Consider the following 20,673-nt stretch of genomic DNA (forward strand, 5'->3'; position numbering starts at 1 on the left):
GCCTTTACGGTGACCTCTGCACATGCTTGCGGCAATCTTCTCGCCAGTCGTCGGCAGACCATGGATCGCGCCTCGCGCGCACAGGGACCCCATCGATGAACACGACGAACCCGGGCACGGCACCCGACCCTGCAGCCTATGAGACCACCGCGCAGGACACCGCGCGCACGTCGCGCGTACAGCGCTCCGCCGCCGATACGCTTTTCGTACCCATCGCGCTCGCCATCTTCGGGCTCGCGGTGATGCTTCGCGTGTACCACCTCGACTATCTGCCGTTGTGGAACGACGAACTTTTTTCGCGCTACTACTACGACCTGTTCGGCGCGAAATTTCTCGTCACCACGGGGCTCACGCTCGAACCCACGCCGCCGCTCTACTACTTCATGCTCGAACCGTGGATGACGTTGTTCGGGCACAGCGAAGCGGCGTTGCGTTCGCTTTCGGTGGTGGCATCGCTCGTGGCCTTGCCGCTCGTCTATGCGGTGGCGCGCGAGCTGTTCGGGCGCACGTCGATTGCGCTCGCCGCGGCCGCGCTGTTCGCCGTCTCGCCCATGGCCGTGTATTTCTCTCAGGAAGCGCGCGTGTATATGTTCACGCTGATTCCCGCGGGCATGATGTTGCTGGGCATTGCGCGATATCTGCGACAACAGCGTAACGGCGACTTGCTGCTCTACGCGGCAGGCGCCGTGATCTCGCTCTACAGTCACGCGACGTTCACGCTCGTGGTGGCCGCGTGCAACGTGGTGGTACTCGTGTCACTTGCGTTCGGCGCGCTGCCACGGGCCGCTGCGACGGATAGGGAAGCGCGCGCCACGCAACACGCCCGCGTGAGCGCGATCGTTCGCTGGCTGGCGGCGAACGTCGTCGTCGGCATGCTGTGGCTGCCGCTTCTCATGGCGATGCTTTCCATCGGACGACACGGCACCGGGCTCTCGTGGATTCCACCGCTGTCGTTTCGAGATCTGCTCGTGGTGGCGAGCGGGCTCGTGGCAGGCCCTATCGCGAGAATGCGTTTTCCCGGCATCGAAGTGGCTGCGCTGTTGCTTGCGGTCCTTGCCGTGACGCTAAGGACCACGCGCATGCCGCGGCGCGCGATGGCGGTGCTGGTCGCCATCCCCATGCTGTTCGTCGTGCTTGCGACTGTCGCGAGCATCAAGCAGCCCATTCTGTTGCCGCGCATTCTGTGCTGGATCACGCTGCCGCTCTCGGTGGCGCTGGCCTGGGCCGTCGTGGTGCCGTCTAAGCTGCGCCTCGCGGCACGTGTGGCCACGCTCATCGCATTCGGTGTGGGCCTCTACTGGCAGATCGCGCTCGCCGACGGCGCGAAGGCACCGCTGCGCACCGTGTTCGGCGACACGCGCACCGAGCTGATGCAGGCCGACGAAGTTGTGCTCGCGCCTTATACGTCGGCGGTGCTGCTTGCCTATTACGGGCCGCCGCTGCGCCAACTGGTCAAGTGGCACGACCCCGCGGTGACGGGCATCGAGAACGAAGAGATGATCGAGAAGCTCGGCATCGCGCGGCGCGACGTGCAAGAGGTGGTCAACGATATTCGCGCGGGCAAGCCGGTCGTACTCGTTTCGGCGTCGCCGGACGCGCGCTTCATGCCGTTGCTGATGGACCAGGTGCCGGCGCCCGTGCGTCGCGTGGAATCTACCTGCAACGTGGTGCCGCTGCATGGCGTGAAGCCGCCGCCTTGCATTGCTGTCTACGCCTGGAACACGCGCAGCGCGACGATGTCGGGGAGCGCAGGCAATGTGGGCAATGCAGGCAAGGTGGGCAACACCGGCAACGGACCCACCCAATGAGCACACAGGAAAGGGCCGTGCGCGACGAGTCCGCCCGCCATCCCATCGACGATGGCGGGAAGCGCCGCTTCAAAGCCCGCGTACTGCGCTTTGCGCGCTACGCGCTGATGGGCCTCATGGGGACCGCCGTGCAGTACGCGCTGCTCGTGGCGCTCACCGCGACGCATGCCGCGAGTGCCGTCATCGCTTCCACAGCCGGTGCGGCGGCGGGAGCGGTGGTCAACTACCTCCTCAATTACCGCATCACGTTTCAAAGCAGCGCGAAGCACGCACACGCGGCGCCGCGTTTTTTCGTGGTTGCGGCGGCCGGCATGGCGGTCAATGCGTGGGTGATGCACGCACTCGTCGAGCGCCTGCACGTCTATTACCTGCTCGCGCAGTGCGTGGCGACCGGCGTGGTGCTGCTGTCCGGCTTCGTCGTCAATTCGGTGTGGTCGTTTCGGGCGCGATATTCGGGCTGAAGACCGCCGGACGCGCCGCGCGCGGCGTCCACGCACGCCTCGGTCAGCGCGGCGAACGAAGCGGCGGGGCGTGGCAGCTCGTCGTGAGCGGAGGCATCGTTCTCGCGGGCCGATGGCGCGAGATCGGACACATCGGGTACGCCTTCGGTGTCGTTCGGCAATGCGATGCCGAGTACCAGATTCGTCGCGCGCGGCTGCAATCGCCGTATGAGATTGCGCAGCCAGGGCGGGGCTTCGCGCGCGTGCAGCGTCGCGATACAGATCACGGTGTCGCGAGGCGGCCGGGCGTCGTCCATGCGCGTGCGGGAGAAGCGGTCCGAGCCCGTCACGGTGGCTTCGACGCCGCGCCGGTTCAAGAGCTGGGCCGTGGCGGCGGCCACGATGCCGTCGTACTCGCCGCGGCCGCGAACGCAGAGCACCGGCCTGCACGTGCGGTCATTCATCGGCGCGCCGCGCGCAGCACTGCCCGGCCGCGCCTGCCGGCCTTTTCGGCGCTCACCGTGTTCGGACAAGGAGGCCGAAGCCGACGCAGAGGCCGCCATCCCGGCCGCATCGCTGACTGCGTCCCCGGTGCCGGCCGCATTCGACCCCAGCCCGTCCATCACCGCGAACGCCGTGCGGCGCACGCGCGTGATCTGCTCAGGCGGCACGACGCCGCGCTCGACGTCGTCGTAAGCCAGCCGCAGGCAATCCAGCAGCACCTCGTCGTACCACGCTTCCAGCGGCCGGCCCGCGAGCACCGTATCGGCCTGGGCGAGGGCGTCGGCGGCGTCGCCGGCCAGCAAACGGTGATAGAGGTTTTCGCCGGGCGTGAGCACGGGGTGGTCGCCGAACAGCACGTCGAGAAATTCCACACGCTCCACGTGTCGCCCCAGCGTGACGAGGCAAAGCGTGAGCGGTGTGGACAGAACGAGCCCCACAGGCCCCCAGATCCAGCTCCAGAACAGCGCGGAAACGATCACGGCAAACGGCGAGAGTCCCGTGCTGTTGCCGTAGAGCAGCGGCTCGACGAACTGCCCGGCGGCGAGTTCCACCGTCACGAAGAGAATCGCCGTCCACGCGGCCATCCACCATCCGGGCCCGATGGCCGCGGCCAGCAGCACCGCGAGCAATCCCGCGATCCATGCGCCCACGTAAGGCAGGAAGCGCGCAAGCGCCGTTACCACGCCGAACAGCAGCGCGCCCGGCACGCCGATGATCGCGAGGCCGATGCACGCCAGCGCGCCCACGCCCGTGTTGATCGCCACCTGCGCGAGGAAATAGCGGCTCAGACGGCGAGCGGCTTCGTCCATGGCGGTGGTCGTGCGATGCAGGTCGCGTGCGCCGAACAGGCGGATCAGCCGGTCGCGCAGGTCTTCCCGCTGCAACAGAATGAAGATCGCCACCACGGCGACGATGCCGGCCGTCTCCAGCGGACTCACCACCGGCGAGGCGAAGCGCTGCATCAGCTGGAGCGGCGAAGGCGTGGGTTCGTGGACTTCCACGGGCATCGGCGGGCGGTCTGAAGGACTCGCCGAGCGCTCGCGGTTCGCTTCGTCGCCGCGCGGCGGCGCGACGTGATTGAGCGCCCCGGAGGCGCGGCGCAGCAACGCGTCCGCGCGGCCAATCGTCTCTTCGTGCAGCACTTGCGCCTTGTGTTCGAACGCCGCCTGATAGCGGGGCAGGTCGCCGGCAAGCTGCGCCACCTGGGCGCCGATCAGTACGCCCGTCGCGGCGATCACCGAGAGCGCCACGAGCACCGCGGCGATCACCGACGGAACGTGGCGAAAGCCCACCCGCTTGAGCGCCGTGGCGAAGGGCGCCAGCAGGAAGCTCAGCAGCACGGCCAGCGTGATGGGCATGAGCACGGCGCGACCGAAGTAGAGCGCGCAGATCGCGATGACGCCCGCCACCATCGAGGTCAGCGTGCGCAGGCCGGGCACCTCGGGCGGCCGCACGCGGGCGTTCTCGCGTCGCGGGGGAAATGACGGATTCATGATAGGGACAAGGCGAGCAAGCCGCATGCCGCCTCTGCACAAAAGGCCGCCGAACACCACAAAAAGGCGCGACGGCGGGCGCGCGGCTCACTTACAATGGCCTGCGCCAGAACCGGTCGTTCATGTTTCCAGCATGCTGCGGGCGGATGTCCTGGGCCAGATCATTGCCGCCAGCACGCGGGCGCACCGGCATCAAAACTGCGTCACCTACGAGAAGCAAAACGCGACGGTACACATGTATTCCATCCTGCCTGCGTTCGTATCCGCTCTATTTCTGGGGTTTGGGCTTTATGTGCTGCTCACTGAAGGCGTGACGCGCCTCTCGGTGCCATTTGCATTGATGTGCCTGACCACGTTCGCCTGGCAGGGCACGTGGGCGTTCCTGTTCCAGACGTCGAACCCCGAAGTGGCCGGCGTACTCGTCAAGTGTGGTTACTTCTTCATCCTGTTCCTGCCCACCACGTACTACCACTTCGTGACGGAAGTAGCGGCGCGGCGTGGGGAGCAGCCGCTTCTCGTCGCGTCGTACGGCGTTTCGGTGGTGCTCGCCATCCTGCTGCTGGTCACCGACGAGGTGATCTCGGGCTACGGCACGTTTTTCTTCGGCGATTACCCGCGCGCGGGGCGCCTGCATCCCGTGCACGTCGTGCAGACGGTGCTGCTTGCCATGCGCAGTGCATGGCTGCTGATTTCGGCGCGCAGCCAGTCGCGGGCGCGCGCGCGGCAGCGGCTGCTCGACCTGAGCCTCGTGAGTCTGGGTTTCTATTCGATTGCCGCCGTCGATTACGCCGTCAACTACGGCTGGCCGTTCTATCCGCCAGGGGTGTTGTTCATCGCGGTAAGCCTCGGCATTCTGGCCGTCACCATCGTGCGGCACGGGTTGATGCGGCCGTATCTGATTGCGGCCACCGTCGCTCACGAGGTGGCGACGCCGCTTGCCGCCATCGGCATGCACGCCGAGGAACTCGGCACCGCCTTGCCCGAACTGCTGCGCGGCTACCAGCTCGCGGTGCAGCACCAGTTGCTCGTGAACGGGCTGTACCCGGGGCAGTCGGAGCGGCTGCCCACGCTCGCCTCGGCGATCCAGCGTCAGGTGGACAGCACGAGCACGGTCGTGGAGATGTCGCTTGCCTCGTTCACGCTCGACCGGCTGGACCGCCGCAGCTTCGTGCCGCATGCCATTCACGAGTGCATCCAGGCCGCGCTCGACCGCTTTCCGTTTGCGGCCTCGGACCGCGAGCGCGTCCTGGTGGCGCCCATCGATCCGTCGCTGCGTTTTTCCGGTTCGGATTCGCTGATCATTTTCGTGATCTTCAATCTGCTCAAGAATGCCTTGCATGCGATCCAGCATGCGGGCAAGGGCAAGATCGAGATCAGCGCCGTGCTCGAGGGCGGCTATTGCGTGCTGCGCTTCAGCGACACGGGGCCGGGCATCGCCCCCGAGGTGCTGCCGCATATCTTCGACCCGTTCTTCTCCACCAAGGGTCACGGCAACGGGGCTGGCATGGGGCTCGCGTTCTGCCGGCGCGTCTGCGAGGTGTTCGGCGGCGACATCGAGTGCGAATCGGTGCCCGGCGAGCACACCACGTTCACGCTGCGGCTGCCCGAGCCCGGGTCCTCGGCGGACCGCGCGCTGCACGATCCGCCGGGACGGTCTCGGCGCTGGGGCACGGGGCAGGGGTATGCCGGCTAGGCCGGCTTCAGGACTTCATGCCCGCCTGCCTTCACAGCCTCGCGTCCTCATGCCCTTGTGCCGTCACGCCGTGATGCCGTGATGCCTTGAAGCCCGTAGCGGGCTTGGGCAGGCGATGGCGGGTGGTCCGCTCAGTTCGCGAGCGGCGGCAGGATCAGCTCATATTCCTTGACGCGTTCGATGATGCCCGCGGGGAACCGCCGGATCCGCTTGTTCGTGTCCGAGAAAAGAATCTGCTGATAGCCGAGCGAGACGGGGCGTCCGTCCACGCAGAAGCGAAACAGCAGATACGCCGAGCACTGCCGCACCTGGAACGTGTTGAGGTAGCAGTCCACCCGCTGGAACGGGAACGTCTCTTCGACGTATTCCTGGTGCGCGCGCTTGGTGACAAATGCGCCGCCCGCGGCGAGCAGGTTGTTGTGCACGCACTCGTGGAACCAGCGCTCGCGGCACACGCCTTGCCACTCGAAATAGCGTGCGAAGTAGGTGTTCTGGAAGGCATTCGAGTCCTTGAGGTAGATGTCGATAACGTGATGGAAGGTCTTGCAGGGACCGGACTCCATCATTTCCGGCGAAAGCATCGCGATACCGCGCGTGAGGGCCGGGGGAATCGTGTCTCGAACCAGCATGGGGAAACTCCTGAAACGAAAGGCTGCAGGCGGCAGCCGCGCGTTCCTTCCATAGGGAGGAACGCCCCATTCTGGCTTCCGAAAGCTCCGTCAAAATTTTTGAGGGCGGCGCGAACGGAGCGGGAGCAGCGTCGAACGCGGCATGGCCCACACCTCGGCCAAACGGGGAGTTGCGCCGGGCGAGGATGCCGCCGGATAATCGTGGCGGTTTATCCGTCATTGGGCGGCAACGGCGTACTAAAACAACGATCGCCGGCCTGCGCGTCCCGTGACGTCCGTCCGGCGGGGGCAATGCGTGCGGTTCTGCATGCGCTCACAGGCACGCCGCACGGGCATTCACGTCAACCGGGGCATGCATGAATTTCTTCACCAGACAACCGTTGTTCTATCCCACGTCTGTCGTCTTCGTGGACGACAGCACCGACTTCCTGCATGCGTTGCAGGGCATCTTCGCCGACCGGCACCTGAACCGCTTTTTCACCGACCCTGCGGCGGCGCTGGACTTCCTTTCCTCACGTGCGCATGACGTGCCGCAGGAACGGTTCTCGGGAGCCGCCTATTCCGAGTTCGAAAAGAAAGGGGGCAACGCGTTCGGCCAGGACGCGCTGCATAACGAAGGGCGCTTCGAAGAGATCGCGGCCATCGTGGTGGATTACCAGATGCCGGGCATGGACGGCATCGAGCTGCTGTCGGCACTTTCCGGCATGGCGTGCGCCAAGGTGCTGCTTACTGGTACGGCGGACGAGCCGCGAGCCGTGGATGCATTCAACGACGGTCTGATCGACTTCTACCTGAAGAAGTCCGACGCCGGCATGTCGCGCAAGCTCACGTCGGCCATCGGGCAGGCGAAGCGCAAGCACTGCGCGCAGCGCGGGTACATCAGCGTGCACGACGTCGGCGCAGCCTATCGCGATGCGCGCACGCAGGCCGCGCTGAACGAGATCGCCGCGCGCGAGGGCGTTGTCGAGTATTACTGGCGGCCGGATCAGAACGCCGTGCTGATGTTCGACGCTGAGGGCGCGCCGAGCGTCTTTCTGGCCTGGGACGCGGCCGAATGGCAGTTCCAGTGTGAAGTCGTCACGGACGAAGGCGGTCCTCAAGCGTTGCGCGAAGCCATGGAGGCGCGCCGGCGCATGCCCGTGTTCTGGCCATCGCAGGCGTATCGGCCAGGGCTTGCCGAGCCGCGCTTTGTCGCGCCCACGGCCATTGCCGACTGGGAAGGCGCTTTTTACGGCTGGACACGGCTGGATGCCGCGGCGGTGGAGCCCGGCGTCATGACGTTCGCGCGCTGGCGCGAGACGAGAGCGGCGACGCTGGCGTCGTCGTAACAGGCGGGTTCGGGATGCGGTTCAACGCGGCGCACAGCGGTTTGCGTTGCCGCGTGCGGCGCGGCGTGCCGGCATAAGGCGCGGCCGGCCGCCGCTCGCGTTGCAGCGCTGTCGCACACATTGGTCCGCTCAGCTTCCAAAGTAGAGCTGGCAGAAGCTGACCGGACCCACACACGAAGACATCGGCGTCTTCGCTTTCATGAACGTGTCGGGCAGGCCTGCGGCGCTCGATCCCGATACCGTGCCGCCCATGCTGCTCGCGGCATCCGCATGGCCATGGCTGTTCGCCTGCGCGACCTGTTGCTGATAGATCGGCGCGACGTCGGGGTACGAGGCGTCGGTGACGAAGCGCAGGCCGTTTTGCTCGGCCTGGACCAGTTCCGTACGTACTTCCGCGCGCGTCTTTTCCGCCGCGGACGCGGTCGTTGCGACACCGGCGGTCGCGAAGAGGGCAACGGCAAGGGCGATGAGTGAACGCGTTTTCATTTCGGTATCCTTAAGTAATGGATGGGGTGACCAGAGTCTGTGTTGCGGTACTCGGGAGAACACAGGCGAAGCGGGCTTTATTCCCGCGTCGCGTTTTCAGGTTTTCCTGTGTGACGCCTGCGCGGGTGGCGTGGCGTCGGGCATGAAGCGCGGTTCAACGGGCGCTCATGCAACTGTGAACACAGGATTCGCGGCGGTTATTCCCGCCATTTTGCGGTGGCGAGAACAAACCGGCCGCTCATGCCCGGCCGAGGCGCACGGAAAGCGGTAGCCGGCGGGAGGAGAGGGAGAGGCAGGAGAGATGAGAGCGAGGGGAGCGAGGGTCAACCTCGCCCCGAAGCAGAGCGCGGGCGCGAATCGAGTCACCCATGGGGCCGCCGATGAATCGCGGACCGCGCCTGATCAACCGCGTAAAACCGAAACGAATATGCGGCGGCTACCGCACTACCGGACTACCAGCCCCCTGTGCTGGCGCTCCAGCGGCAACAGGCAGGCGCGTCAAGTCACATTGAATCAGGTCAAACCGCGTTGGCTGCCGTGAAGTTCTTGTACGCCGCGTACGACGACTTCTTCGTCACGCCGTCCGACAGCAGCACGCCGAAGTCGTCGCCGCCGCCCATGTCGATAAGCTCGTACATCATCACGCACTGCAGGTTGTACGTGGTGCGCAGCGAGTAGTACTCCTGCAGCGTGTTGGTCACGTAGGCCGCCTGGTTGGTCGACGTGTCGCCCGTGTAGTAGCCCCATTCCGTGATCCAGATCGGCACGCCGAACGAGGTCTGCAGGATCTGCAGCACGTTCGTGAGGCCCTGCGAGCCCGCGCGCACGATGTCGCCCGAGGTTTCGTACCAGTGGTACATCGTGATGTCCCAGCGCACGGGCGTGGCGCCCGAGGTCGGCGTGGTGGTGCCGTTGGGCGTCTGGCCATTCCACAGCATCTGCAGCGCGGTGTAGGCGAGCGGCACGCCCACGTTCACGCCGCACTTGATGTTCGGGTCCACAGACTTCACGCCGTCGATCATGCCGCGAATGATGCCGCGGAACGCCGGCCAGTACGACGGGTTGTAGTTGGACGGCGAGTTGCCCGCGCCGTTGCTGATGAGGCCCGTGGCGTCGAGTTCGTTGCCGCACTCGATGTAGCTGACAAGCCCCTTCAACACCTGCGCAATGGATTGCGCGAGCTGGTAGCCGTAGCTGTATGCCGTGCTCTCCGACGCGGTGAGGCTGTAGTTCATCGGGTTGATGCACGGCAGGATCGAGATGCCGCTGCCTTTGAACGCACCGTTCAGCGCGTTGGCCACCGTTTGTGCCATGCCCGCGTCCGCGACGTCCGCGCGATAGTTGGTCACGCCCAGGTCCTTGAGGATGGACACCTGCTGCGCGGCGGTCATCGATGCATACACGCCCGAGGTCCACGCGACGTGGCCGTTCATGCCGAAGAAGATCGGCCCGGGAGCCACGGCGGCAGCCGCGACGGTCGAGGCATTGCGCGGGTCCGTGGTCGCATTCCAGACGTTGTTCTGGGTGATGTACCAGTGGCCGCTCGCGTCGGCGGCGTAGATGGTGTGATTCCAGTACAGCAGCAGCGACGCCGCAACGGGGCACCCGGTATTCGCGCCGTTGCGCAGCACCGCGCCGTTGGCGAGGGTCCAGGGCATGCTGTTGCCGTCCGTGATTTCACGCTGCGGCGGAACGGTCGAGCCCGAGGCGGATTCGCGCGGATCGTAGGAGGCGACCCACGCGCTGTTGCGGTTCACGTACCAGAGGCCCGAGGCGTCCCAGGCGTAGATGGTGTGGTTCCAGTACAGAATCCACGAGGCGAGTACCGGGCAGCCCGTGTTCACGCCGGCGCGCAGCACCGCGCCGCCGCTCCAGGTCCAGCTCACGCCGTTGCCGTCCGTGATCGAGGCGGCGTTTGTCGGCACGACGGTGCCCGAGGCGGATTCGCGCGGATCGTTCGACGCTTTCCAGACGTTGTTGACGTTGATGTACCACGCGCCCGAAGCATTGGCTGCGTAGATCGTGCGGTTGTAATAGAGCACCACGGTGGCCGACACCGGGCAACCGGTGTTGGCGCCGGCGCGCAGCACGGCGCCGTTCGAGAGCGTCCAGGCCACACCGTTGCCGTCGATGATCGAGGCCGCGGGCGGCACCGTGGTGCCCGACGACGATTCGCTCGGCGTGGCAGCCGCGATACGCTGGGACATCGAGGCGTTGGTGGCCGCAGCACTGCTGCCCGACGACGTTCCGCTGCCGCCCCCGCATGCGGCCAGCGCGAGGCTGCCGGCGCCGGCAAAGAGCCCGGCGAGGAAGCGGCGGCGCGTGGCCGGCCGGTTGCCGTCGATGGCGAAACCCGGAATGGCCGGGACTACCGGAAGCGTCGCGCTTCCCACTGCGTGTTCTACCGAATGTGCTGTCTCTGTCGTCTTACCCACTTTCCGCGCCTGTCGAGAAATTACCGAAGGCGCGCAGTATAGGGTCATCCTCTTTCCATTTATTACCGTGTTAATAAATCAAATAAAATTAGTAATAGAAGTCTCGGATCAGGTGGCTTCGCGAAATGTTATTTCTTCGGTACAAGTTGCTTGGCGCTGTTTGAAAGGCTTGATAAGCGATTGATATGAAAAGACAAAAATATTGATGCGTGTTCTTTTTTACCTGGCACTTTTTTGTGCGGCGGAGAAATAACGTCCCTTTTGCGTTTTCTGCTTTTATTTGTACGATTAAAGCAATTAAGTGTAACTTAATGTAAATTAGGGGTCGAAATCGGGAATGACCGGGCATACCGAATTCGCGCTTCATCTCGTCTTGCTCCGGGGAGTGCAACCTCGCTAAACGGAGCGTCGGGGCTTGACTCATACGCCGTCGTCGACCAACCTCGTCGCATCGTTCGCATGAGGTTCACGCATGGCACTTCCCCTCGTTCGGCTGGCTTCCCTTGATCCGGTCCGCGGCTTCGTTGCGGTCGGCCGGCGCATGAGCATCACGCTCGCGGCACAGGATCTTTGCCTCACGCAATCGGCTGTGAGCCGCCAGGTGCAGGCGCTCGAGCAGATGCTGGGCGTCGCGTTGCTCAAGCGCGGTCATCGAACGGTTTCGTTCACGCCCGAAGGCGAGCGGCTCTTTCGCGCGGCGGACAGCGCCGTGCAGCAACTCCAGGACGTCTTCGAACTGCTGAGCCAGTCGAAGCAGCGGCGCCCCGTCACCATCACGGCGAGCATCGGCGTGGCGTCGCTCTGGCTGTTGCCGCGGCTCGGGCGCCTGCAGCAGCGCCTTCCCGGCATCGACGTGCGCTTCGCCGCCACGGACAAACCGCTCGATCTCCAGGCAGAGGGCGTCGATCTCGGCATTCGTTACGCGCCGGCGGCGAGGGCGCCGGCGAGCGCGCAACGTCTTTTCGAGGAAGCGATCGTGCCCGTGGCGCACCCGTCGCTCGCGGTGACGCAGCTCGATGCCGACACGCTCGAGCAGCACGTGCTGCTCGAATTCGACGGTGCGCGCCGGCCATTCCTGCAATGGCGCGACCACCTGGTTTCCATCGGACTGGCCGACGCGCCGGTTCGCAGCATCGTGCGATTCAACCAATACGATCAGGTCATTCAAGCCGCGCTCGCGGGGCAGGGCATCGCGCTGGGCCGCGTGCCGCTCGTGAGGCCGTTGCTCGCCGAAGGCCGCCTCGCCGCGATTGGCCCGGACACGAACGGGCGCTCCACCGACTACGGCTACTGGCTCCATCAGGCCGACGAGCATCCGCGCGACGACGTGCGCGCCGTCGCAGCGTGGATCGTGAGCGAAGCGGAGTCTGGCGAGGCCTCTGGCACGTCGGGGCTGTAAACCTGCGCCCGGGTTTGCCCGGTTCGCATGCGTTCGGCGCATGCGACGCATGCCAAAGAATCGATTGAGACGTGGGGCTTCCAGGGCTCTAATGCGCCAACACGCGAACGCGTAAGGACGCTTGAACGAACCCTGAAGGAGACCACCGTGATCGAACCCGAAGCCGCCTGGCGGCGGCGCTGGCTGCTCGTGCTGGCGGGCGGCATTGTCATGGGCGCCGCCCTCGGCGTGCGCAACGTGCAGGGCCTTTTCCTGATGCCTGTGACACTGGACCATGGCTGGCCGCGCGAAGTCTTCGGCTTCGCGCTGGCGCTGCAGAACCTGCTTTGGGGCGTGTCGCAGCCTCTCACCGGCATGGTGGCCGACCGCTTCGGTTCGGCGCGTGTGATTGCCGCAGGCGCCGTGCTCTATGCCGTGGGACTGGTTGTGATGGCGCATTCCGCGACGGCCGGCTTCTATACCCTCGGCACGGGTCTGCTGGTGGGCGTGGCGCTGTCGGGCTGCGCGTTCGGTGCGGTGTACGGCGCCCTGAGCCGGCTTTTTCCCGCGGACCGTCGCGGCTGGGCACTTGGCGTGGCCGGCACGATTGGCGGCCTCGGTCAGTTTTGCATGGTGCCGCTTGCCCAGGACATGCTGACGGGCATCGGCTGGCGCAATGCGACGGTCGTGCTCGCGATCGTCATGCTCACCACGGCGCCGCTCGCGGTGTTCCTGCGCGACCGCCCCGTTGCCGCTCACAACGCGAATGCCGATGGAACGACCGCTGGCGTGGCGGCGCAAACCATCGCGGCCGCCGTGCGCGAGGCGCTTACGCATCGCGGCTACTGGCTTCTCAACGTCGGCTTCTTCGCGTGCGGCTTCCAACTCGCCTTCATCGCTTCGCACATGCCGGCGTATCTGCTCGATCACGGTCTCACCGCGCGTCATGCGAGCACGGCGCTTGCCATCATCGCGCTCGCCAATACCGCCGGCACGTTCCTGTGCGGATACGCAGGCGGCTTCCTGCGCCGCAAATATCTGCTCAGTGCGATCTACTTCGTGCGCGCGGCCACGATGCTGCTGTTCGTCCTGCTGCCGCTCACGCCTGTGAGCCTCTATGTGTTCTCGTTCGTCATGGGACTGATCTGGCTCGGCACGGTGCCGCTTACGAACGGCATCGTCTCGCAGGTGTTCGGCGTGAGGTACATCACGACGCTATTCGGCTTTGTTTTTCTGGGCCACCAGCTGGGCAGCTTCTTCGGCGTGTGGCTGGGCGGCGTGGTGTATGACGCGACGCACTCGTACGATCTGCTCTGGTATGGCGCCGCGGCGCTGGGCGTGGTGGCCGGCATGCTGCACCTGCCCATCGACGACGCACGCGTCGCGCAACGCGCGCGGCCTCTTGTGCCGGCGGCGTGATGAAAGTAGCCGCGCGCATCGTGCCGAGCGGCCCCGCGGCGCTGGCGATAATCGGCCTCGCTGCCTTCGCGGTCTTCATTGCGTGGTGCTTCGCGGGCTACCTCACACCCGCCGCGCTCGTTTCACTGCTCTCGGGCCTTTCGTTTTGCGGATGAAACGCGGTGTGCACGCGGCCGCGCGGCTCACACCGCGCGCTTCTGTTCTCGAATGGCCGGTCCTTCTTCGGCGAGGTCCCAGAACAATCCCGCCATGATCTGCAGCGACTGGCGCGCGATGCTGCCAAGCAGATGCTCGTTCGGCGCGTGCTGGGAACAGGCCGCGTACGAGTGCGGTACCCACAGCGTGGGCAAGCCGAGAATGTGCGCGAAAACGTCGTTGGGTAGCGACCCGCCCAGGTTCGGCAACAGCGCCGGCGTTTCGCCGGTGGTGTGCTGTATCGACGCGAGGCACCAGCGCACCCAGGGATCGTCGGGATCCAGCCGCGTTGCCGCCATGCGCGTGCCGCGTTCGCTCACTTCGATGTCAGTGAAGCCGTAGGCGTCCAGATGCTCGCGAAGGTGACGCACGAGGTTCTCCGTGTCCGTGCCCACGACGTAGCGCAACTGGCAATGCGCGACGGCGTGGCCTGGAATCGCGTTCACGGGCGCATCGGGATTGCCGGTACGAAACGCCAGTATTTCCAGCGCATTCCACGCGAACACGCGTTCCACGGGCGTGAGGTCCGGCTCGCCCCAGGCGGGATCGATCTCGGGATCGTTGGGGCCGCCGCCCACTTCGATGGAGTGCAGCGCCTCGCGCACGCTTTCCGGCAGTGTCTCGGGCAGGAGCCCTTTCACGAGAATGCGGCCGTGCGCATCGACCATCGTAGAGAGCGCGTTGGCGAGGCGAATGCCGGGGCTGCGCAGCAGGCCGCCCCAATTGCCCGAATGATGCGCGCCCTCGCGCAGCTTGATTTGCAGCGTGAAGTTGAAGTTGCCGCGCGAGCCGAGAAAGAGCGTGGGGCGCGTGGCCGCCACGCGCGGGCCGTCCGAGGCGATGAAGACGTCGGCGCCGAGCGCTTCGCGGTGCTGCGCGCACACCTCGGCGAGGCCGGGCGAGCCGGTTTCCTCGCCCATCTCGATGATCGCCTTCACGTTGTAGCCGAGGCGTCCGCCGCGCGCTTCGATCACCTGTTCGAGCGCCGCGAGGTTGATGGTGTGCTGGCCCTTGTTGTCGGCGGTGCCGCGCCCGTACCAGCGGTCGCCGTCCACGACGACGCGCCAGGGCGCGAGTCCTTCGCGCCACTGCGCGTCGTGTCCGGGTACCACGTCGCCGTGCCCGTAGGTCAGCACAGTGAGCGCTGCCGGATCTTCGATGCGCTCAGCGAGCAGGAACGGGCTCTTGCCGGGCACGGGGTTGTCGACGATGCGCGACGTGAAGCCGAGCGCCGCGAGCGCGGGCACCATGTGCTCGCGCAGATACGCATAGAGCGCGGGCTGCGAGTCGGGCAACTGGCTCTCGGTGCGCATGGCGACGCGCTCGTCGAGCACGTGCATGAAGCGGCCGTCGTCGAAGTAGGAAGTGGCCATGTCGATGGCGCGGCTACGGCTCATCGTGTCAGTCTCCAGATGGGGGCGATGCATGAAGCGCGTCGGGGCCGGGCAGGCCGAGCCCCGGCGCGGGCGTCAAGACCGAGGAAAGCAGCGTCTGTGTGTAGGGATGCTCGGGGTTCGAGAAAATCTGCTCGCAACGGTTCTGCTCGACGATGCTGCCGCGATACATCACGGCGACGCGGTCCGCGAGATGCTCCACCACGCCGAGGTCGTGGCTGATGAACAGATAGCTGAGCCCGAACTCCGCTTTCAGATCGAGCAGCAGATTGAGAATTTGCGCCTGCACGGAGACGTCGAGCGCCGACGTCGGTTCGTCGCAGATCAGGATGGCGGGCCGCAGGATCAGCGCGCGGGCAATCGCCACGCGCTGCCGCTGGCCGCCCGAAAGCTGATTCGGATATTGCCCGTGCGTGCGCTCCGGCATGCCGACGAGGTCGAGCATGCGTTTGACTTCGGCGGCCTGCTCTGCGGCAGTGCCGCGTTTGTGCAGCCACAGCGGCAACCCGACGATCTGCGCCACCGTTTTTCGTGGGTTCAGGCACGAGTAGGGATCCTGAAAAACGGGCTGGATTCGCTGCGCCAACTGTCGCGCGCCACGCGGATCGATCTGGCGGCCGTCCACGAGAATGCTGCCCGAGGTGGGGGTGACGAGACCCAGCAGCATCTTCGCGAGCGTGCTCTTGCCGCAACCTGATTCGCCGACGAGGCCGAGTGTTTCGCCGCGATAGAGCCGCAGCGAGACGTCGTCCACGGCCTTCAATGGACGCGGCTTGCGAAAGAGCCCACGGTCCAGTTCGAACGTGCGGGTGAGTGCGCAGAGTTCGAGCGCGATGTCGCGGGTCTGGGCGGTCGCCGTGTTGACCCCGCCCATGCGCGGCGGCAGCTCGGCTTGAGCCGGGATGGCAGGCAACGAATGCGCAATGGCGTTCATGACGTCACCTCGGCAGTCGCGCCGGTGGAGAGCACACAACGGGAAAGATGCCGGGCGTCCACTTCGGCAAGTGCGGGCGTTTGCAGGCATGCATCGTGTGCCAGCGAACAGCGGTTGCGGAATGCGCAGCCCGAGAACTCGCCCACGAGCGACGGCACGACGCCCGGAATGGCTTCGAGCTTGCTGCCGGGCCGCGTCTTGCCGCGCACCGGAATGCAGTTGAGGAGCCCGCGCGTATAGGGATGGCTGGGCTGCGCGAAGAGATGCGGCGCAGAGGCTGTTTCGACGATCTGCCCCGCGTACATCACGGCGACGCGATCCGCGATGCGCGAGACCACACCGAGGTCGTGCGTAATGAACAGCACGGCCGCGCCCATTTCCTGCTGCAACTCGCGCAGCATGTGCAGGATTTGCGCCTGAATCGTGACGTCGAGCGCGGTGGTGGGTTCGTCGGCCACGATCAGGTCGGGCTCGCACATCAACGCCATGGCGATCAGCACGCGCTGGCGCAGGCCACCCGACAGCTGATGCGGATACTGGCCGAGCCGCTCAGCAGCATTCGTCACGCCTGTTCGCTCGAGCAGGTAGACCGCGCGATCGCGTGCCGCCCGGTGCGTCACCTTGCGGTGTTGCTGCAACGCTTCGCACAGCTGGTTGCCGAGCGTGTACGACGGGTTCAGCGACGTCATGGGCTCCTGAAAAATCATCGCAATGCGGTTGCCGCGCAGACGGCCCATGGCACGGTCGCCGAGCGCGAGCAGGTTGGTGCCGTCGAAGGCGAGACGTGTAGCGTGCCGCGTTGCGCGGCGCGGCAGCAAACCCATCAGCGCGAGCGACGTCATCGATTTACCGCAACCCGATTCGCCCACGATGCAAAGCGTCTCGCCGTGCGCAATTTGAAAGTCGATGCCGCGCACGGCGTGCAGCGTGCCGTTCGGTGTGGGCAGATCGACCCGCAGGTTTTCGACGTCGAGCAACAGGCTCATGGCTCGCTCCTTGTTGAGTGATCGTCTAGCGGCCGTCGGGCGTGGTGAGATCGCGCATGCCGTCGCCCACCAGGTTGATGGCGAGCACGGTGAGCGCCAGCGCCGCGCCGGGAATAAGGATCACCCAGGGCTGGAAGAACATATACGTCTTGCCTTCTGAAATCATGAGCCCCCACGAGGGCATGGGCGGCGGCACGCCGAGACCGAGGAACGAGAGCGTGGCTTCGAGCAGGATGGCGTGAGCCATTTCGAGCGTCGCCACGACGATCAACGCACCCGCGATGTTCGGCAGCAATTCGCGCAGCAGAATGTACGGCGTGGAGGCGCCCACGGCGCGGGCGGCCGCGATGAACTCGGCGTCGCGCAACTGCTGTGCCACGGAGCGGGATACCACCGCGAAGCGGTCCCACAGCAACAGGCCCAGCAGCAGGATCACCGTCTTCAGCGACCCGCCGATCAGCGACGACATGGCGAGCGCCACGAGCACCACCGGCATGGCGAGCCGCGTGGTGATGAGGTAGCTGATCACCGCGTCGACGCGTCCGCCGAAGTAACCCGCCAGCACGCCGAGCGTGGTGCCGATCAGCGCGGAAAGCGACGCCGCGCATACGCCGATCACAAGCGACACGCGGGCGCCGTAGAGCAGCCGGCTCAGATAGTCGCGGCCCAGCTTGTCGGTGCCGAGCACGTGGAGCCAGCTGCCGCGCGGATTCCAGACGGGCGGCAGGAGCCGGCTTGCAAGATCCTGGGCATAGGGGTCGTGTGGCGCGAGGACCGGCGCCAGCGTCGCGGCGATGACGATGAGCGCAAGCAGCACCGCACCGACCACGAGACTGCGATGATCGAGTGCGCGGCCGAATACGCGCCGCAGAACATGCCGGCGCGGCGGCAAGGCGAGGGTGAGCGCGGGATAGTGCGGCGGAGGCGATGACATGGGCGGCTCCTAGCGCGTACGAAGGCGAGGGTCGAGCGCGGCGTTGGCGATATCGGCAAGAAACGTGAGGCCGATGTAGAACATCGCGATGATCAGTACGACTGCCTGAACGACGGGAAAGTCATTGCGCGAAATGGCGTCCCAGGCCAGCTGGCCGAGCCCTTGCAGCGAGAACACCGATTCGATCACCACGGACCCGCCCAGCATGAAGCCGAGTTCGACGGCGGCGAGCGCGACCACGGGAATCAGCGCGTTGCGTAGCGCATGGCGGATCACGACGCGTGCCGGCGTGAGACCTTTGGCGCGCGCGGTGCGGATGTAGTCGGCGCCGAGCACGTCGAGCATGCCGGTGCGCGTGAGCCGCATCATGGCTGGCGTGGCGTAGTAGCCCAGCGCAATGGCCGGGAGTACGAAATGCTGCCAGCTGCTGTTGCCCGCCACCGGCAGCCACTTGAGTCCCACCGCGAAGACGAGGATCAGCGTGAGGCCGAACCAGAAGCTCGGCATCGCCTGGCCGATCACCGCGACGAAAAGTGCGAGGCGGTCCACCCAGGTGTCCCGATACAGCGCGGCAGCCACACCGAGCGGAATCGCGACGAGTACCGCGATGGCAAGTGCGATGCCGCCCAGTTTCAGCGTGACGGGCAGCCGTTCCGCAACCAGATCGACCACCGACGACTGGAAGAAGAACGAACGCCCGAAATCCAGATGAACCGCGTGCCAGAGCCAGTCCAGATACTGCGAGGTGACGGGGCGGTCCAGTCCGAACTGGTGGCGCAGCGTTTCCACCTGCGCGGCGGTGGCTTCCGGTCCGGCGATGGCCGTGGCGAGATCGCCGGACAGGTGCAGCAGCGCGAAGCTGATGATCGACACAGTCAGCGCGACCGCGATGGCGAGCGCGAGGCGGCGAAGCGTGTAGGCGAACATGGCTGGACCAGTGAGTGACGAATGGGTAGTCGCTGCGGCTTGTGGTCGTGCGCCTACTTCCAGGAGGCTTCGTAGAAACGCGGCAACTCGTCCGGGTACGCCTTGAAGTTAAGCGACGAGGTGAACGCGTAGTTGGTCGAATACGAGAAGAGCGGCGCCCAGTAGGCCTGTTCGCTGATGCGTGTGAGCGCCTTCGAGTAATTGACCTTGCGGATGCCCGCATCGTTCGAGGAGTCCGCGGTATCGAGCCACTTCTCCACGGTCGGGTCTTTGGCGCTGTCGTCTGGGCCGCCCTTGAAGTAGACGCTCGTGAACGCGGAGACGTCGTTCACCGAGAACGAGCCCCAGGCCTGGAACGTCATGGGCGTCTTGCCCGCGCGTTGCGCCGTGCGCAGCGCCGCGTATTGCAGGTAGTGAAGCCGCGCGTTGATGCCCACCTTGCGCAGATCGCCGATCATCGCTTCGGCATACTCGCGTTCGCGATACGCGTAGAGGTCGGTATCGAAGCCGTTCGGATAGCCCGCAGCCTTGAGCAGCTCGCGCGCCTTGGCCGGGTTGTACTCGTATTTCACGACGCCTGTCGTGTCACAGCCGAACTGGGTGCGAAAGCAGGCGGAGTAGACGGGCTGACTACCGCCGCGAACCAGGTTCCGGGTGAGCGAGGCACGATCGATGGCGTAGTTCACGGCCTGGCGCACGCGCACGTCCTTGAACGGCGAATTGGATGCGGAAGTGCCTTGCGCATCCATGGAGAGGTAGCCGACGCGCATCGTCTCGCCGCCCACCACCGTGAGATTGGGCATCGACTTCAGCGAGTCGGCCTGGTCCGCGGGCACGCGCCAGATCCAGTCCACCGCGCCTGTCATGAGTTGCGCCGAGCGCGTTTCCGGATCGGGAATCACGACGAACTTGATCGTGCCGATTTTCGGTGCGCCGAGCGGGCTGTTTTTGAAATAGTTCGGATTCTTGACCATCGTTACGCCGACACCGGGCGTGACTGCGGTAATGCGATAAGGACCCGTGCCGACAGGCGCCTTGCTGAACCCTTCGAGCCCGACCTTCTTGAAGTACGCGGCCGGATAGATGGGCGTGGGGCCCGAAAGATATTCGAGCGCGGCCGGGAAGGGCGCCTTCAGGTTGACGCGCACCTGATAGTCGCTGATCTTCTCTGCGTTCTTGATCCAGTCGGTGTTTTGCCGCGTCACGACCTTCGAGTCGGGCGAGACGACGTAGTTGAAGGTGAACACGACGTCGTCCGCGGTGAAGTGGTCGCCGTTCTGAAAGTTCACGTCGTGGCGCAGGTCGAGCACGAGCGAGGTGGGCGACTCCCACTTCCACGTCGTAGCGAGTTCGGGCTTGTAGGCGCCCGTGGTGGGGTCGCGGTAGATCAGCGTGTCCCACACCATGTGCGCGACGATTACGCCTTCGCGCAGGTTGTTGTGATACGGCGAGATGTTCTCGGGTTCGCTGTCGGACGCGTAGACGAGCGTGTCGTTCGCCTTGCCGGCGTACGCACTAACAGGCGCAAAGAGCGCAAGAGACAGCGAGAGACATGCGCCGGCGGCGAGTGCGAACGCCCGGGTACGACGGGTCATGGCGAGACTCCTGTGAACGCGGTGAATGTCCAAAGCGTTGCAATGACCCACCGGTGTGCCGGCGCGTCATACGACCGTGCACCAAGACTAATCGG

General features: G+C 65.6%; 17 protein-coding genes. 7 read left to right on the forward strand and 10 right to left on the reverse strand.

Features of this window, described 5'->3' with window-relative positions; all coding sequences use genetic code 11:
• Positions 1 to 95 precede the first annotated feature (95 nt).
• Together P2869_RS21590 and P2869_RS21595 are read left to right on the forward strand one after the other, a co-directional pair.
• Positions 96 to 1,808, forward strand: a complete 1,713-nt coding sequence (locus tag P2869_RS21590) for a glycosyltransferase family 39 protein (RefSeq protein ID WP_277599499.1) — start codon at positions 96 to 98, stop codon at positions 1,806 to 1,808.
• Positions 1,805 to 2,269, forward strand: a complete 465-nt coding sequence (locus tag P2869_RS21595) for a GtrA family protein (protein WP_277599500.1) — start codon at positions 1,805 to 1,807, stop codon at positions 2,267 to 2,269. Before P2869_RS21590 ends, P2869_RS21595 begins: the two co-directional genes overlap by 4 nt.
• Here P2869_RS21595 and P2869_RS21600 read toward each other — a convergent pair.
• The gene (locus P2869_RS21600; RefSeq protein WP_277599501.1) at positions 2,173 to 4,245 is read right to left on the reverse strand and encodes an AI-2E family transporter; all 2,073 of its coding nucleotides are present in this window, start codon (positions 4,243 to 4,245) and stop codon (positions 2,173 to 2,175) included. The genes P2869_RS21595 and P2869_RS21600 overlap by 97 nt on opposite strands.
• A 235-nt stretch (positions 4,246 to 4,480) precedes the next feature.
• Between P2869_RS21600 and P2869_RS21605 the strand changes: the two genes are divergently transcribed.
• Complete coding sequence (locus P2869_RS21605) at positions 4,481 to 5,938, forward strand: sensor histidine kinase (protein ID WP_026121992.1); 1,458 nt, start codon at positions 4,481 to 4,483, stop codon at positions 5,936 to 5,938.
• 131 nt (positions 5,939 to 6,069) lie between these two features.
• Here P2869_RS21605 and P2869_RS21610 read toward each other — a convergent pair whose 3' ends face one another.
• A complete protein-coding gene (locus P2869_RS21610; RefSeq protein ID WP_277599502.1) occupies positions 6,070 to 6,567 on the reverse strand; it encodes a thioesterase family protein in 498 nt (165 codons plus the stop codon).
• 356 nt (positions 6,568 to 6,923) lie between these two features.
• Here P2869_RS21610 and P2869_RS21615 point away from each other — a divergent pair, with 356 nt between their 5' ends.
• Positions 6,924 to 7,895, forward strand: coding sequence for a response regulator (locus P2869_RS21615; protein ID WP_277599503.1), 972 nt, complete (start codon positions 6,924 to 6,926; stop codon positions 7,893 to 7,895).
• A 129-nt stretch (positions 7,896 to 8,024) separates the two neighbouring features.
• Here P2869_RS21615 and P2869_RS21620 read toward each other — a convergent pair whose 3' ends face one another.
• Together P2869_RS21620 and P2869_RS21625 are read right to left on the reverse strand one after the other, a co-directional pair.
• Complete coding sequence (locus P2869_RS21620) at positions 8,025 to 8,381, reverse strand: DUF4148 domain-containing protein (RefSeq protein ID WP_277599504.1); 357 nt, start codon at positions 8,379 to 8,381, stop codon at positions 8,025 to 8,027.
• 518 nt (positions 8,382 to 8,899) lie between these two features.
• Entirely contained in the window at positions 8,900 to 10,816 is a 1,917-nt protein-coding gene (locus P2869_RS21625; RefSeq protein ID WP_277599505.1) for a glycosyl hydrolase, read from the reverse strand.
• 472 nt (positions 10,817 to 11,288) lie between these two features.
• Here P2869_RS21625 and P2869_RS21630 point away from each other — a divergent pair, with 472 nt between their 5' ends.
• From P2869_RS21630 to P2869_RS21640, 3 genes are all read left to right on the forward strand, one after another.
• Positions 11,289 to 12,215 (forward strand): LysR substrate-binding domain-containing protein, encoded by a 927-nt coding sequence (locus tag P2869_RS21630; RefSeq protein WP_277599506.1) that lies wholly within the window; start codon positions 11,289 to 11,291, stop codon positions 12,213 to 12,215.
• A 147-nt stretch (positions 12,216 to 12,362) separates the two neighbouring features.
• Positions 12,363 to 13,613 (forward strand): MFS transporter, encoded by a 1,251-nt coding sequence (locus tag P2869_RS21635; RefSeq protein WP_277599507.1) that lies wholly within the window; start codon positions 12,363 to 12,365, stop codon positions 13,611 to 13,613.
• Positions 13,613 to 13,768, forward strand: a complete 156-nt coding sequence (locus P2869_RS21640; protein WP_017777509.1) for a hypothetical protein — start codon at positions 13,613 to 13,615, stop codon at positions 13,766 to 13,768. The genes P2869_RS21635 and P2869_RS21640 overlap by 1 nt, the downstream gene beginning before the upstream one ends.
• 27 nt (positions 13,769 to 13,795) lie before the next feature.
• Here P2869_RS21640 and P2869_RS21645 read toward each other — a convergent pair whose 3' ends face one another.
• From P2869_RS21645 to P2869_RS21670, 6 genes are read right to left on the reverse strand one after another with little or no spacing between them, the layout of a single operon-like run.
• Positions 13,796 to 15,205, reverse strand: a complete 1,410-nt coding sequence (locus tag P2869_RS21645) for a M20 family metallopeptidase (RefSeq protein WP_277599508.1) — start codon at positions 15,203 to 15,205, stop codon at positions 13,796 to 13,798.
• A 4-nt stretch (positions 15,206 to 15,209) separates the two neighbouring features.
• Complete coding sequence (locus P2869_RS21650; RefSeq protein WP_277599922.1) at positions 15,210 to 16,076, reverse strand: ATP-binding cassette domain-containing protein; 867 nt, start codon at positions 16,074 to 16,076, stop codon at positions 15,210 to 15,212.
• A 56-nt stretch (positions 16,077 to 16,132) separates the two neighbouring features.
• A complete protein-coding gene (locus P2869_RS21655; protein ID WP_277599509.1) occupies positions 16,133 to 17,122 on the reverse strand; it encodes an ABC transporter ATP-binding protein in 990 nt (329 codons plus the stop codon).
• 25 nt (positions 17,123 to 17,147) lie between these two features.
• Positions 17,148 to 18,056: an ABC transporter permease gene (locus tag P2869_RS21660; protein WP_277599510.1), complete on the reverse strand. Its 909-nt coding sequence runs from the start codon at positions 18,054 to 18,056 to the stop codon at positions 17,148 to 17,150.
• A 9-nt stretch (positions 18,057 to 18,065) separates the two neighbouring features.
• The gene (locus P2869_RS21665; protein ID WP_277599511.1) at positions 18,066 to 18,983 is read right to left on the reverse strand and encodes an ABC transporter permease; all 918 of its coding nucleotides are present in this window, start codon (positions 18,981 to 18,983) and stop codon (positions 18,066 to 18,068) included.
• Between the two features lie 53 nt (positions 18,984 to 19,036).
• The gene (locus P2869_RS21670) at positions 19,037 to 20,578 is read right to left on the reverse strand and encodes an ABC transporter substrate-binding protein (protein WP_277599512.1); all 1,542 of its coding nucleotides are present in this window, start codon (positions 20,576 to 20,578) and stop codon (positions 19,037 to 19,039) included.
• Positions 20,579 to 20,673 lie beyond the last annotated feature (95 nt).

It is taken from the genome of Paraburkholderia sp. SUR17 (genome assembly GCF_029536165.1).
Taxonomy (GTDB): domain Bacteria; phylum Pseudomonadota; class Gammaproteobacteria; order Burkholderiales; family Burkholderiaceae; genus Paraburkholderia; species Paraburkholderia kururiensis.